This is a genomic window from Pseudoclavibacter sp. VKM Ac-2867, from assembly GCF_015351275.1.
In the GTDB taxonomy this organism is placed as follows: domain Bacteria; phylum Actinomycetota; class Actinomycetes; order Actinomycetales; family Microbacteriaceae; genus Pseudoclavibacter.
Map to the genome: position 1 here is coordinate 1 of NZ_JADKSL010000024.1, position 14,355 is coordinate 14,355.

General features: G+C 69.0%; 12 protein-coding genes. 3 read left to right on the top strand and 9 right to left on the bottom strand.

The features are described 5' to 3' along the window. Positions 1-183 precede the first annotated feature (183 nt). Positions 184-1,533 carry a 4-aminobutyrate--2-oxoglutarate transaminase gene (gene gabT, locus ITJ67_RS17445; RefSeq protein WP_104240446.1) on the bottom strand — a complete coding sequence of 450 codons (1,350 nt, stop codon included), beginning with the start codon at positions 1,531-1,533 and terminating at the stop codon, positions 184-186. A 138-nt stretch (positions 1,534-1,671) separates the two neighbouring features. Here gabT and ITJ67_RS17450 point away from each other — a divergent pair, with 138 nt between their 5' ends. Then, positions 1,672-3,117 carry a PucR family transcriptional regulator gene (locus tag ITJ67_RS17450; protein WP_194678493.1) on the top strand — a complete coding sequence of 482 codons (1,446 nt, stop codon included), beginning with the start codon at positions 1,672-1,674 and terminating at the stop codon, positions 3,115-3,117. A gap of 45 nt (positions 3,118-3,162) precedes the next feature. After that, positions 3,163-3,675 carry a hypothetical protein gene (locus ITJ67_RS17455; protein ID WP_194678494.1) on the top strand — a complete coding sequence of 171 codons (513 nt, stop codon included), beginning with the start codon at positions 3,163-3,165 and terminating at the stop codon, positions 3,673-3,675. Here ITJ67_RS17455 and ITJ67_RS17460 read toward each other — a convergent pair. Genes ITJ67_RS17460 through ITJ67_RS17470 form a run of 3 tightly spaced genes read right to left on the bottom strand, consistent with a single transcriptional unit; the run spans position 3,672 to position 6,350 of the window. Further along, positions 3,672-4,082, bottom strand: coding sequence for a hypothetical protein (locus ITJ67_RS17460; RefSeq protein ID WP_160071467.1), 411 nt, complete (start codon positions 4,080-4,082; stop codon positions 3,672-3,674). The two genes, ITJ67_RS17455 and ITJ67_RS17460, sit on opposite strands and share 4 nt — an antisense overlap. A gap of 43 nt (positions 4,083-4,125) precedes the next feature. Further along, positions 4,126-5,271 (bottom strand): branched-chain amino acid aminotransferase, encoded by a 1,146-nt coding sequence (locus ITJ67_RS17465; protein WP_194678495.1) that lies wholly within the window; start codon positions 5,269-5,271, stop codon positions 4,126-4,128. Further along, positions 5,268-6,350: a 3-isopropylmalate dehydrogenase gene (locus ITJ67_RS17470; RefSeq protein WP_194678496.1), complete on the bottom strand. Its 1,083-nt coding sequence runs from the start codon at positions 6,348-6,350 to the stop codon at positions 5,268-5,270. Before ITJ67_RS17470 ends, ITJ67_RS17465 begins: the two co-directional genes overlap by 4 nt. Before the next feature lie 73 nt (positions 6,351-6,423). Here ITJ67_RS17470 and ITJ67_RS17475 point away from each other — a divergent pair, with 73 nt between their 5' ends. Continuing rightward, positions 6,424-6,951, top strand: coding sequence for a hypothetical protein (locus tag ITJ67_RS17475; RefSeq protein WP_194678497.1), 528 nt, complete (start codon positions 6,424-6,426; stop codon positions 6,949-6,951). A gap of 423 nt (positions 6,952-7,374) precedes the next feature. On the opposite strand, the gene serA is transcribed toward ITJ67_RS17475, so the two are convergent. The 5 genes from serA to ilvD all read right to left on the bottom strand — a co-directional run bounded on the left by serA (position 7,375) and on the right by ilvD (position 14,324). After that, a complete protein-coding gene (serA, locus tag ITJ67_RS17480) occupies positions 7,375-8,967 on the bottom strand; it encodes a phosphoglycerate dehydrogenase (RefSeq protein ID WP_104298334.1) in 1,593 nt (530 codons plus the stop codon). 183 nt (positions 8,968-9,150) lie between these two features. Then, a complete protein-coding gene (gene ilvC, locus ITJ67_RS17485; protein ID WP_160071504.1) occupies positions 9,151-10,176 on the bottom strand; it encodes a ketol-acid reductoisomerase in 1,026 nt (341 codons plus the stop codon). Between the two features lie 68 nt (positions 10,177-10,244). Further along, positions 10,245-10,751 (bottom strand): acetolactate synthase small subunit, encoded by a 507-nt coding sequence (gene ilvN / locus ITJ67_RS17490; RefSeq protein WP_104240428.1) that lies wholly within the window; start codon positions 10,749-10,751, stop codon positions 10,245-10,247. 3 nt (positions 10,752-10,754) lie between these two features. Beyond that, complete coding sequence (locus tag ITJ67_RS17495) at positions 10,755-12,560, bottom strand: acetolactate synthase large subunit (protein WP_104240427.1); 1,806 nt, start codon at positions 12,558-12,560, stop codon at positions 10,755-10,757. Between the two features lie 63 nt (positions 12,561-12,623). Next, complete coding sequence (gene ilvD, locus ITJ67_RS17500; protein WP_160071503.1) at positions 12,624-14,324, bottom strand: dihydroxy-acid dehydratase; 1,701 nt, start codon at positions 14,322-14,324, stop codon at positions 12,624-12,626. Positions 14,325-14,355 lie beyond the last annotated feature (31 nt).

Genomic DNA, 14,355 nt, shown 5'->3' on the forward strand with positions numbered 1-14,355 from the left:
CTGCCCGAGGTCTGTGTTGTGTGGGTCTGTGCCCTGGGCGTCTGCGCCCGCGGCACGCGGCGAGCAGCTGCGCCCGGAAATACCTCGACGCCCCGGCGGCGCGGAATGTGCCGGGGCGTCGAGATTCTGTTGCCGGGGGCTCCCCCGGCGGCTTGATGCGCGCCCTGGACGGGCGCGGGCGTCCTACGCCTGAGCGCGGATCGCCGCCTCGAGTACGTCGAGGCCGTCGTTCAGCAGCTCGTCCGTGATGGTGAGCGGCGGGAGGAGACGCACGACGTTGCCGTAGGTGCCGCAGGAGAGCAGCACGACGCCCTGGCCGAGCGCATCCGCGACGATCGCCTTGACGGCGGCCGGGTGGGGCTTCTTCGTGGTCGTCGCCGTGCCGGCCTCGACGAACTCGAACGCCAGCATGGCGCCGCGACCGCGGACCTCGCCGATGATGGTGTTCTCGCCGAGCTCGGCGCTGAGCGCCTCGAAGCGCGTCTTCACGATGGTCTCGATCTCGAGGGCGCGGGCAGCGAGCTGCTCGTCCTCCATGATGCTGATCGTGGCGAGCGCGGCAGCCGTGGCGACCGGGTTGCCCGTGTAGGTGCCGCCGAGTCCGCCGACGTGCACGCTGTCCATGATCTCGGCGCGGCCGACGACGGCCGACAGCGGCATGCCGCCCGCGACGCCCTTGGCGATCGTGACGAGGTCGGGCACGATCTCCTCGTGCTCGGACGCGAACCAGGCGCCAGTGCGGCACATGCCGGCCTGGACCTCGTCGGCGATGAAGACGACGCCGTTGGCCTTCGCCCACTCGACGAGCGCGGGGAGGAAGCCATCGGCGGGCACGATGAAGCCGCCCTCACCCTGGATGGGCTCGATGATGATAGCCGCGACGTTCTTGCCGCCGACCTGCTTCTCGATGACGTCGATCGTGCGCGCTGCCGCCTCGGCGCCCGTGAGGCCGTCACGGTAGGGGTAGCTCATGGGCGCGCGGTAGACCTCCGGCGCGAACGGGCCGAAGCCGTCCTTGTACGGGATGTTCTTCGCGGTGAGGGCCATCGTGAGGTTCGTGCGGCCGTGGAACGAGTGGTCGAACGCGATGACGGCGTTGCGGCCGGTCGAGTGGCGGGCGATCTTGACCGCGTTCTCGACGGCTTCCGCGCCGGAGTTGAGGAGCACGGCCTTCTTGGCGTGGTCGCCCGGCGTGATCTCGATGAGCTTCTCGGCGACGGCGACGTAGCCCTCGTACGGGGTGATGCCGAACGCGGTGTGCGTGAAGTGCGCTGCGGCTTCCTGCACGGCCGCGACGACGCGGGGGTGGGATGCGCCGACGTTCGTGACGGCGATGCCTGCACCGAAGTCGACGAACTGGTTGCCGTCGACGTCGCGGATGATGGCGCCGTCGACGTCAGCCGCGTACACGGGGACTGCGGGGACAAGCGATGCGGAGACGCTCGCCTCACGACGCGCAGTCAGGGCCTGCGACTTGGGGCCTGGAATGGCGCCTTCGAGCTTGCGCTCCTGGGCAATGCGGAACTCCGTCACGGTGCTTCCTTCCTCGGGGTTCGACCTCTTGGTATGGCTTGAAGGCTACGCGGTTCTGCACCGCGAGACGAATGGGCACGCGCACGACCATCTTGACCACTTCTGTGCATCCGTCTAGGGCATGTCTAGAATCGGGGCATGCTCGCCACCGTCGACACGCTCCTCGCGAACCGCTCCCTGGGCCTCACCCTGCACACGGGCGAGCCGCAGGCGCTGCGCGCCGGCATCGAGTGGGTGGCGACGACGGAGCTGCTCAACCCGCAGCCGTTCCTCACGGGCGGTCAGCTGGTGCTCACGACCGGGATGCGCCTGCGGGGCACGCGCGCGTACCGCTCGTTCGTGGAGTCCCTGGTCGAGGCGGACACGGTCGCGCTCGGCGTCGGGACGGGCTTCACGCACGACACCGTGCCGGCCGCGCTCATCTCGGCGGCCGAGCAGGCCGGGCTCCCGCTCTTCGAGGTCGCCTACGAGACGCCGTTCGCGGCGCTCACCAAGGTCGTCACGCAGGCGAGCACCGACGAGCAGCACTCGCGTCTCGAGAGCGAGCACCGCCAGCAGCAGCAGCTGGTGACGTCACTGCTCTCCGACGGCGGCATCACGGGGCTCGCCGCGAGGCTCGCCAGGCTGACGACCTCGCACGTCGCCGTGACCCGCCTCGGCGAGCTGCTCGCCGGCAGCCTCGACGTGCACGACGAGACGGTGACGGGGTGGGATGCGCTCCCCATCTCCACGGGCCAGTCGGCAGGCGCGACCCTCCACATCACGAACCCCCGCGTCAACGAGGGACTCGTCAACTACGCGAGGTCGCTGCTCAGCCTGCAGCTCATCCAGGACACGCGTCGCGTCCGCGCCGCGCGCGACGCCTCTGGACACGTGCTGCACGACCTCATCCGCGGGAAGTTCACGGTCGAGGACGCCGAGCGGCGACTGACTGCACTCGGCGTGACCACAGGGCAGGCGGCACGCGTGCTGGTCGCCGAGACCGAGGAGCGCCGCACCGCGGAGCTCACCGCGCTGCCGCTGCCCGCCGAACTGCAGTCATCGGTGTCCGCGGTCTTCGAGGGCCGCCTCCTCATCATCGCGCCGGAGCGCACTCGCATGCCGAACGCGGCCGAGGCGTTCATCGGCCTCGCCCGCTCGGCGGGCATCGCGGCTCGGGTCGGCATCGGCGACCTCTACCCGGCGTCCCTCGCCCTCCGCTGGAGCTACTTCGAGGCCCGGGATGCGCTGCGCAACGCGCCGAAGGACACCGACGTCGCTACCTCGGCACGCCTGTCCATCTCCTCGCTGTTGCTCGCGAGCCGCGACGTGCCCGTGCTGGAGCTCGCCGCTGAAGTACTCGGGCCGCTCGAAGCCCACGATGCCGAGCACGGGTCGATGCTGCTCGCGACCCTCGACGCCTACTTCGCCAACTCCGGCCAGATCGCGCAGGTCGCCGACGAGCTCGGCACCCACCGCAACACGGTGCGCTACCGCCTCGACCAGATCGCCGCCATCTCCGGCCTCGACCCGCGCATCATGTCGGAGGGCGTGCAGCTGTGGCTCGCCGGGGCCGCCAGGCGACTGCGCGCCGGCGGCGCGTGACGCGCCGCGCGCATCCGCACCCCGCCGTTCTGGGAGACTGACGGCATGGCGAACACGTACACCCTCCCCAACGGCGTCGAGCTCGGCGACGACGGAGCCGTCGACATCACCGTCGACGTCCTCGACGTCGAGGACCTCGCGTTCGCCCACGTCTGCCGGTCGCTGCGCCAGCAGCTCGAACCAGGCCGCGGCCTCATCGTCACGATGCCAGCCGGTGACGACGTGCTCGGCTACGTGTATCGCGAGGAGCAGCGCGAGGACGGGCGGCGCGACGAGTTCGACGACACCGACTCGCTGTTCGTCGACATCCACGAGCTCACGTTCGAGTTCGACGCTCCCCGCGACACCGACATGGACGAGGACGGCGTGCGCGCGCTGCTCGCGAAGGCACGCCCGGACACCGAGCTGAAGATCGAGGGCGTCGAGCTGCTCGAGCTCCGAGACGGACCGATGTCGCTCATCACCTGCCGGCCCCCTCGCGCGTGGACCTTCCGGCAGCTTGTCCTCGAGGTGCAGCTGCTCCGCGGCTCCTACATGGCGCTCCACTACAAGAGCTAGCGGCGACCCCGCGTCACCGCACGCCAGCGAACCGCCCGCGACGGCGCCACCGCGAACGTCAGGAACCAGCCTCCCGCGTACGCGAACAGCGCCAGCAGCCCCATCCCGGCTACCGGGCTCGCGAACACCCCGAGCGCGAGCATCCCGAGCACCGCCGAGATCACCACGACCCGCCGAAGCCACGCCGAGACGTGCACGAGGAACCTCGTGGTCGCCCATCCCGCGAGGGCGGCGACCACGAGCACCACCGGCGCCAGCCAGAACTGCCCGGCCGTGAGGAACCCGGCGAACAGGGCAGCCAGGCCGAGCTCGAGCACCGCGAGCAACACGAAGCCGCGCCTCGACGGCGCGGCCATCGCCTGCTCCTGGTACTCAGCGCCCTTGCGGGCAGCCCAGCCGTAGACCACGTGTCAGCCCGCCGTCCGTCCGGTCACTCCGGTCCGCCAGCCCTCAGGCCAGGCGCTGCGTCCAGCCCATGAGGTCGGGCAGTTCGCCGTTCTGGATGCCCGTGAGCTCGGCGCGGATGCGCATGCTCACCGAATCCTGTGTGATGACCGGGTTCTCGATCGTGAAGTCGGGCGACTTGACCTTGCCGATCGGCGAGATGACGGCCGCAGTGCCGCAGGCGAACGCCTCGACGATCGTGCCGTCGGCGACCCCCTCGCGCCACTCGTCGATCGTGATGCGGCGCTGCTCGATCTTCCGACCGGCACGCTCGCACAGCTCGAGGACGCTGTCCCGCGTGATGCCGGGGAGGATGGAGTCGCTCAGCGGGGTGAGGATCGTGCCGTCCGACTTGATGAGCACGATGTTCATGCCGCCGAGCTCCTCGAGGTACGTGTTCTCCGCCGCGTCGAGGAACAGCACCTGCTCGCAGCCGTTCGCGTACGCCTCCTCCTGTGGAAGCAGCGACGATGCGTAGTTGCCGCCGCACTTCGCGGCTCCCGTGCCACCCGCGCCAGCGCGGGAGTACTCCTGCGAGAGCCAGATGTCGACGGGGCGCGTGGGGTCGGAGAAGTAGGAGCCAGCTGGGCAGGCGATGACCATGTAGCGCACCGTCTGCGCCGCGCGCACGCCGAGGAAGTTCTCGAACGCGATCATGAAGGGGCGCAGGTAGAGGGTCTTGCCCTCGCCGGCCGCCGGAACCCACTGCTCGTCGATCTGCACGAGCTGGCGCACCGACTCGACGAACAGCTCCTCGGGCAGCTCGGGCAGCGCGAGGCGCCGTGCGGAGCTCTGCAGGCGCTGGGCGTTGCGCTCCGGCCGGAACGCGAACACGTCTCCCCCGCCGTGCCGGTAGGCCTTGAGCCCCTCGAAGATCTCCTGGCCGTAGTGGAAGACGGCGGATGAGGGGTCGACCTGCAGCGGCCCGTACGGCACGACTCTGGCATCGTGCCAGCCCTCGGCGAGGGTCCAGTCGATGATCACCATGTGGTCCGTGAAGTGCTTGCCGAACCCGGGGTCGGCGAGCACCGCATCCCGGACCTCGGCGGAAGCCGGAGTCGGGTTGCGTTCGATCGTGAACTCGAGGGAGGCTCCCTCGGCCGCGGCGGCCTGCGTCGTCGTGCCGGGCTGGGTGCTGCTGGTGTCGCTCATGCGTGGGTTCCTTGCGCGGTCAGTCGGGAGATGATGGCGTCGCCGATCTCGGAGGTGCTCCTGGCCGTTCCGCCTCGGGATGCGAGGTCAGCGCGGCAGGCGCTCTCGAGGGATGCGGCTGCGTCCGAGAGTCCGAAGTGCTCGAGCAGCAGAACGACGGAGAGGATCGCCGCCGTCGGGTCGGCTTTGCCGAGGCCCGCGATGTCTGGAGCCGAGCCGTGGACGGGCTCGAACATGCTGGGGAACTCGCCTTCGGGATTGATGTTCCCCGAGGCCGCCAGCCCGATGCCGCCGGTGATGGCTGCGGCAAGGTCGGTCACGATGTCGCCGAACAGGTTATCGGTGACGATCACGTCGAATCGCTGTGGGTTCGTGACAAAGAAAATCGTAGCAGCGTCGACGTGCAGGTACTCGACGGCAACGTCCGGGTAGTCCGCGGAGACCCGGTCGACGACGCGCTGCCAGAGCACGCCGGCGTTGACGAGCACGTTCTTCTTGTGCACGAGCGTCAGGTGCTTGCGCGGGCGCGACTGCGCCTTCTCGAACGCGTAGCGGACGGTGCGCTCCACGCCGTAGGCCGTGTTCACGGAGACCTCGGTCGCGATCTCGTGCGGCGTCCCGGCACGGACCACGCCGCCGTTGCCGACGTATGGCCCCTCGGTGCCCTCGCGGACGACGACGAAGTCGACTTCGCCTGGGTCGCTCAGCGGGGTCTTCACGCCGGGCGAGATCGCGCCAGGGCGCAGGTTGATGTAGTGATCGAACGCGAAGCGCAGCTTCAGCAGCAGACCGCGTTCGATGATGCCGCCCGCGAGGCGCTCGTCGGCGGGGTCCCCGCCGACCGCGCCGAGCAGGATGCCGTCGTGCTGGGCGAGCGCGTGCAGCTCCGCCTCCGAGATGATCTTGCCGGTCTCGAGGTAGTGCCCCGCTCCGAACGGATACTCGGTGAGGCTCAGCTCGACGCCTTCCGGGAGGGCGGCGCGGAGGGCTCGCTGCGCCTGGGTGACCACTTCCGGGCCGATACCGTCACCCGGGATGACGGCGATGTCGAGCTTCTGAGTCGCTGCACGTTCCGACACGAGGCGTCCTTTCCTGCCGACGGCGATCGCGGCTCTCCCAGTTTAGGCCGCGGCTGGGCTAGCGTCTGTCCCCATGACCACCGCCATCCTGCGCCGCAAGGACGACCTGCCTCGGGAGCGCGCCGCGAGCCGCCTCACGGCGTACGTGTACGGCAACATCATCGTGCTCGCGACGCTCCTCGGACTCGTGCACGCTGGCGAGAACCCGGGAGAGGGCGCAATCGTGGTCCTCGCGACGGGCGGCACGACCCTCCTCGCGCACCTCATCGCCGACGCCGTCGGCCACTCGACACGCGCCGCCGACCGCCCAGAGCGCACAGCGCACCTCAAGTTCCTCCACGAGCTTCGGGATGCGGTCCCGATCGCCTCCGCCGCGTCCATCCCCGCGGCCATCCTCGGGGTCGCCGCCCTCGGGATCATCGACGGCGAGACGGCGCAGACCATCGCCGAGGTCGTCATCATCGTGCGTCTCGCTGGCATGGGCTTCACCATCCAGCGCATCCGCGGCGAGAAGCCCTCCTTCCGCACCTTCGCTGCCGGTATCGGCCTCGCCCTCGTCGGCGTGGCCATCTCGCTCCTCAAGGCCAACCTCGGCCACTGACCTCACGCCCCACCGCCCCACTGCCTCACTGCCCCGCCCTCGAGCCCCATCGCTGCCCGGCGAGTCGCCCTCCAGCCGGCGCGCCAGCGGGGCAATCGGCTGGCAGCGATCGCGCCGGGCCGGGCCGGGCCGGGCCGGGCCGGCGAGCCGCCACCAACCCGGAAGTTGGCAACCTCATGAGCCGGACGCCACGCCCCTTCGAGACTCTCCACCCGCCCGGACGTCGGCCAGCTTCCGTGACAGATGCACCGCGGCACCTCCGCCAGGCCCCACCGGCTCGCATTCATCCCGCATCCATCCCGCAAGCTGGCGACGACGGCCACTCACCAAAAACGCTGCCTGCGTGTTCACCCCTCGCGAGAGCTCGCAGGGGGTGAAGACGCAGGCAGCGTTCGCCGAGGCGGCAGGCCGCCGACGGAAGTGCTAGCTCTCGATGATGTCGATCTCGTGCAGTTCTGAAGCGCCGATCGCGTCGCGCAGCTTCGCGAGCAGCTCGTCACTGGCGGGCTCGTCGATCGTGAGCACGGACAGGGCCTGGCCGCCTTCTTCGTCGCGCGCGATCTGCATGCCGGCGATGTTCACACCGGCGTCGCCGAGCGCGGCACCGTAGACGGCGACGACGCCGGGACGGTCGCTGTAGACCATCACGAGGTGGTGGTTCGCGAGCGGCACCTCGATGCTGTACCCGTTGATGCCGACGAGCTTCTCGATCTGCTTCGGGCCGGTGAGGGTGCCGGAGACGGAGACCGTCTTGCCGTCGCTGAGCGTCGCGCGCAGCGTGAGCACGTTGCGGTACTCGTCGCTGTCCTCATCCGCGTTCATGCGGACCTCGAGGCCGCGCTCCTCCGCGAGGAGCGGCGCGTTCACGTAGGAGACCTGCTCGGTCACCATGTTCGTGAAGAAGCCCTTGAGCGCGGCGAGACGCAGCGCCTTGATCTCGTAGCGTGCGAGCTCGCCGTGCACCTCGATGTCGAACGCCACCGGGGAGGCGCCGATGAGGCCCTGCAGGAACTGGCCGAGCTTCTCCATGAGCGGGATGCCGGGGCGCACGTACTCGTCGATGACGCCGCCGGCGACATTCACCGCGTCAGGCACGAGCTCGCCGGCGAGCGCCAGGCGCACGGAGCGGGCAACCGAGACGCCGGCTTTCTCCTGGGCCTCGTCGGTGGATGCGCCCAGGTGCGGCGTGAGCTGCAGGTTCGGCTGGTCGAGGAGGTCGCGGTTCGACGGCGGCTCGGTGACGAACACGTCGAGGGCGGCGCCGGCGATCTTGCCCGACTCGAGGGCGTCGCGGAGCGCGTTCTCGTCGATGATGCCGCCGCGCGAGCAGTTCACGATGCGCAGCTCGGGCTTGGCGAGCGCGAACTCCGCGTCGCCGATGAGCCCCGTCGTCTCGGGGGTGCGCGGGATGTGGATGGTGATGAAGTCGGACTGCGCCATGAGCTCTTCGAGGCTGAGGAGCTGCACGCCCAGCTGCGAGGCGCGGGCCGGCGTCACGTAGGGGTCGTAGGCGACGAGCGTCACGCCGAAGCCCTTGAGGCGGTCGACGACGAGCGTGCCGATGCGGCCGAGGCCGACGATGCCGACGGTCTTCTCGAACAGCTCGACACCCGTGTACTTCGACCGCTTCCAGTCGCCGGCCTTCATCGACGCGTTGGCGTTCGGGATGTGGCGAGCGAGCGAGATGATGTGGCCGACCGCGAGCTCCGCGGCCGACGTGATGTTCGAGGTGGGCGCGTTGACGACCATGACGCCGGCCTTCGTGGCGGCTGGCGTGTCGACGTTGTCGAGGCCGACGCCGGCGCGCGCGATGATCTTCAGGTTCGGGGCTGCGGCGATCGCCTCGGCGTCGACCTGGGTCGCGCTGCGCACCAGGATGGCGTTGGCCTCGGCGAGTGCCTCGAGGAGCGCGGGACGGTCGGTACCGTCGACCTGGCGGACTTCGAAGTCGGGACCGAGCGCATCCACGGTTGCGGGGGAAAGCTGCTCGGCAAGCAGAACGACGGGCTTTGACACGTGAAGAATCCTCCAGTGGAGACAGGGAGTCTGCGGGCGCAGGCCGAACCGATCCTATCGCGGGGCGCGCCAGCGGCCCGCGCCGCCGTAACACGCGGCCCCGGCATACGCAGAAGGGCCGGCCCCGAGCAGATGCTCTGGGCCGGCCCCGTGCAGTTCAGGACTGCGAACGGCTGGTGACGCTTAGCGCGCGACCTGTCCGTCGACGTAGTCGCTGTCGGTCTGCTTCCAGGCGAAGAGCTTGCGCAGCTCCTGGCCGGTCTTCTCGATGGGGTGCGACTCGCCCTTCTTGCGGAATTCGGCGAACTCGACGCCGCCGTTGTCCTGGTCGTCGATGAAGCGCTTCGCGAAGGCGCCGGACTGGATGTCGGCGAGAACGGCCTGCATGTTCTCCTTGACGCTCGGGTCGATGACGCGCGGGCCGGAGACGTAGTCGCCGAACTCCGCCGTGTCGGAGACCGACCAGCGCTGCTTGGCGATGCCGCCCTCCCAGATGAGGTCGACGATGAGCTTCAGCTCGTGGAGCACCTCGAAGTAGGCGATCTCGGGCTGGTAGCCGGCCTCGGTGAGCGTCTCGAAGCCGTACTGGATCAGCTGCGACGTGCCGCCGCAGAGCACAGCCTGCTCGCCGAAGAGGTCGGTCTCGGTCTCCTCCGTGAAGGTCGTCTTGATGACGCCTGCACGGGTTCCGCCGATGGCGGCGGCGTAGGAGAGCGCGGTCGCCCAGGCGGTGCCGGACGCGTCGTTCTCGACGGCGATGATGTCCGGGATGCCGCGGCCTGCGACGAACTCGCGACGCACCGTGTGGCCGGGGGCCTTCGGGGCGACGAGGATCACGTCGACGCCCTCGGGGGCGTCGATGTAGCCGAAGCGGATGTTGAAGCCGTGGGCGAACGCGAGCGTCTTGCCCTCGGTGAGCTTGTCCTTGACGCTGTCCGTGTAGATGGAGCGCTGGTGCTGGTCGGGGGCGAGGATCATGATGACGTCGGCCCACTCGGCTGCATCCGCAACGTTGAGGACCTCGAAGCCATCTTCCTGAGCCTTGGGGGCCGACTTGGAGCCGTCCTTCAGGCCGATCTTGACCTCGACGCCGGAGTCGCGAAGGTTCTGCGCGTGGGCGTGGCCCTGCGAGCCGTAGCCGACGATGGCTACCTTCTTGCTCTGGATGATGCTCAGGTCTGCGTCGGTGTCATACAGGATTTCAGCCACTTGTGTGCTCCTTGATTGTTGGCGTTCTGGCGTTTGGGTGGTGCTGAGCGGGTGCGCGCGACGCGGGGTCAGCGCGCGACCCGCTCGGTCATGGATTTGGCGCCGCGCCCGACGGCCACGAGGCCCGACTGGACGATCTCGCGGATGCCGTACGGCTCGAGCACGCGCAGGAATGCCTGCACCTTGCCCGTGTCGCCCGTGGTCTCGATGACAAGCGCGTCCGTGGCCACGTCGACGACGCGGGCTCGGAACAGGTTGACGGCTTCGATGACCTGCGAGCGCGTCGTCGCGTCGACCTTGACCTTGACGAGGAGGTGCTCACGCTGCACGGAGGCGTCGTATTCGAGCTCGACGATCTTGATGACGTTGATGAGCTTGTTGAGCTGCTTGGTCACCTGCTCGAGCGGGAACTCCTCGACGTCCACGACGACCGTGATGCGCGAGAGCCCCTCGACCTCGCTCGTGCCGACGGCGAGCGACTCGATGTTGAAGCCTCGGCGGGCGAACAGCCCGGCGACGCGTGTCAGGAGGCCCGGCTTGTCCTCGACGAGGAGGGAAAGTACGTGCTTCGACATGTTCTACTCCCCCTCGAAGGTCGGGCTGTGTTCCTTGGCGTACTGGACGAAGCTGTTCGAGACGCCCTGCGGCACCATCGGCCACACCATGGCGTCGGCGCTCACGACGAAGTCGATGACGACGCTGCGGTCGTTGGTCTCGAGTGCGAGCTTGATGGCGGCGTCGATCTCCTCCTCCTTAGTGACGCGGATGCCGAGCGCCCCGTAGGCGTCGGCGAGCTTCACGAAGTCGGGGATGCGGACCGTCTCGTGCCCCGTGTTGAGGTCGGTGTTCGAGTGGCGTCCGTCGTAGAAGAGCGTCTGCCACTGTCGCACCATGCCGAGCGACGAGTTGTTGATGATCGCGACCTTAATGGGGATGTCGTTGATCGCGCAGGTCGCGAGTTCCTGGTTGGTCATCTGGAAGCATCCGTCGCCGTCGATCGCCCACACCGTGCGGTGCGGTTCGGCGACCTTGGCGCCCATCGCCGCTGGGATGGCGTAGCCCATGGTGCCGGCGCCGCCGGAGTTGAGCCACGCGTTGGGGCGCTCGTACTTGACGAACTGCGCCGCCCACATCTGGTGCTGGCCGACGCCCGCCGCGTAGATCGCTTCGGGCCCGGTGAGCTCGCTGATGCGCTGGATGATGCGCTGCGGCGAGAGGAGGCCGTCGCTCGGCTCGGTGAACCCGAGCGGGAACTCCGCCTTGAGGCCGTTGAGGTAGGTCCACCACTCTTCGAGGCGCGAGGCCTCCGCGGGAGCGTGGTCGGTGACGGCGGCGAGGAGATCGATGGCGACCTCGCGCGCGTCGCCCACGATCGGCACGTCGGCCGTGCGGATCTTGGAGATCTCGGCGGGGTCGATGTCGACGTGGATGACCTTCGCGTTGGGCGCGAAGAGCGCCGACTTGCCGGTCACTCGGTCGTCGAAGCGCGCACCGATCGTGATGAGCAGGTCGGCTTCCTGCAGCGAGAGCACGGCGGGCACCGTGCCGTGCATGCCGGGCATGCCCAGCATCTGCGGGTGCGAGTCTGGGAACGCGCCGCGGGCCATGAGCGTCGTGACGGCCGGCGCACCGGTCTTCTCGACGAGGCGCTGCACTTCGGCGGACGCACCGGAGCGGACGATGCCGCCGCCGAGGTAGAAGACGGGCTTCTTGGCCTGCGCGATGAGCTGCGCCGCGGCGAGGATCTGCTTGCCGTGCGCCTTCAGGACCGGGCGGTAGCCGGGCAGGTCGAGCTTCACCGGCCAGACGTACGGCGCCTTCTTCTGCTGCGCGTCCTTCGTGATGTCGACGAGCACAGGGCCAGGGCGGCCGGTCGACGCGATGTGGTACGCCGCGGCGATGGCCGCCGGGATCTCCTCCGGCGTGCGGACGAGGATGCTGTGCTTCGTCACCGGCATGGTGATGCCGATGATGTCGGCCTCCTGGAAGGCGTCCGTTCCCATGAGGTGCGAGAACACCTGGCCGGTGATGGCGAGCAGCGGCACCGAGTCCATGTAGGCATCGGCGATCGCGGTGACGAGGTTCGTGGCGCCTGGGCCGCTCGTCGCGATGCAGACGCCGGTCCGGCCGCTCGCCGAGGCGTAGCCCTCGGCGGCGTGGCCGGCACCCTGCTCGTGGCGAACCAGGATGTGGCGGAGCTTGGTGCTGTCGAGGAGTGGGTCGTACACCTCGATGATGGCGCCACCTGGCAGTCCGAAGACGTCCGTGACCCCGAGGTTCTCGAGGGTGCGGACAACAGCCTGGGCTCCGGTCAGCATCTCGGGCTCGTGCCCAGCGGAGGGTGGTGACGCCGCGGCGATGCGGGCGGCAGTTTCCTGCGTCATGAGATCCGTTCTTCTTCGTACTCGATGGGTCGAGCGCGGTCGATGAGGGCGTAGTCCCGAGGGCTAGCCCGTGGTCGCGCCCTCGGACGCGCTGCGAACGAGCTTCGAGTATTTCGCAAGCACGCCGCGCGTGAACTTCGGAGGGAGCGGTTCCCAGCCTTCTCGGCGGGAGGCGAGCTCAGCTTCGTCGACGAGTAGGTCGATCGAGCGAGCCGCGATGTCGACCCGAATCAGATCTCCACTGCGGACGAAAGCGATAGGACCTTGGTCGACCGCTTCCGGTGCAATGTGGCCGATGCACAGGCCGGTTGTGCCGCCTGAGAATCGTCCGTCCGTCAAGAGTAGTACATCCTTGCCGAGACCTGCGCCCTTGATGGCCGCCGTGATGGCGAGCATCTCGCGCATGCCCGGTCCGCCCTTCGGGCCCTCGTAGCGGATGACGATGACGTCGCCCGCTTCGATCTCGCCGTTCGTGAGCGCATCCATCGCGCCGCGCTCGCGCTCGAAGACACGCGCTGGGCCCTCGAAGACGTCGGCGTCGAAGCCGGCCGTCTTGACGACCGCGCCCTCGGGAGCGAGGGAGCCGTGCAGCACCGTGATGCCGCCGGTCGCGTGGATTGGGTTGTTGATCGTGTGCACGACGTCGCCGTCGACGGGGTCGGGGTTGAGGTCGCGGAGGTTCTCGGCGAGCGTCTTGCCCGTCACGGTGAGCGCGTCGCCGTGCATGAGGCCCTCGTCGAGGAGCGCCTTCATGACGACAGGGATGCCGCCGTGGCGGTCGACGTCGTTCATGACGTACTTGCCGAAGGGCTTCATGTCGGCGATGTGGGGAACCTTGTCGCCGATGCGGTTGAAGTCGTGCAGGGTGACGTCGACCTGCGCCTCGCGGGCGATCGCGAGGAGGTGGAGCACGACGTTGGTCGATCCGCCGAGTGCCATCGCGATCGCGATCGCGTTCTCGAAGGCCTCCTTCGTGAGGATGTCGCCCGTCGTGATGCCCTGGCGGAGCAGGTTGACCACGGCCTCGCCGGAACGGTGCGCGAACGCGTCCCGGCGGCGGTCGGCCGATGCGGGAGCCGCCGAGCCCGGCAGGCTGAGGCCGAGGGCCTCGGCGACGGAGGCCATCGTGTTGGCCGTGTACATGCCACCGCAGGCACCCTCGCCCGGAGCGAAGGCGCATTCGATGCGCTTCAGGTCGGACTCGGACATCTTGCCGGCCTTCGTGGCTCCGACCGCCTCGAAGGAGTCGATGATCGTGATGTCCTTCTCGGTGCCGTCCGAGAGCTTCACCCAGCCTGGCGCGATGGACCCCGCGTAGAGGAAGACGCTCGAGAGGTCGAGGCGTGCGGAAGCCATGAGCATTCCGGGGATCGACTTGTCGCATCCCGCGAGCAGGACCGTGCCGTCGAGGCGCTCGGCCATGACGACGGTCTCGACGGAGTCGGCGATGACCTCGCGCGAGACGAGCGAGAAGTGCATGCCCTCGTGGCCCATCGAGATGCCGTCGGAGACGGAGACGGTACCGAACTGCAGCGGGTAGCCGCCGCCGGAGTGCACACCCTCCTTCGCGCCCTGCGCGAGGCGGTTCAGGGAGAGGTTGCAGGGGGTGATCTCGTTCCACGAGGACGCGATGCCGATCTGCGGCTTGTCCCAGTCCTCGTCGCCCATGCCCACGGCGCGGAGCATGCCGCGCGACGTGGTGGCTTCGATGCCGTCGGTGACGACCCGACTGCGTGGCTTGATGTCGATTTCTGGCTCAGGCATGCCCGCCATTCTACGCCGCGGCGACGGCCGG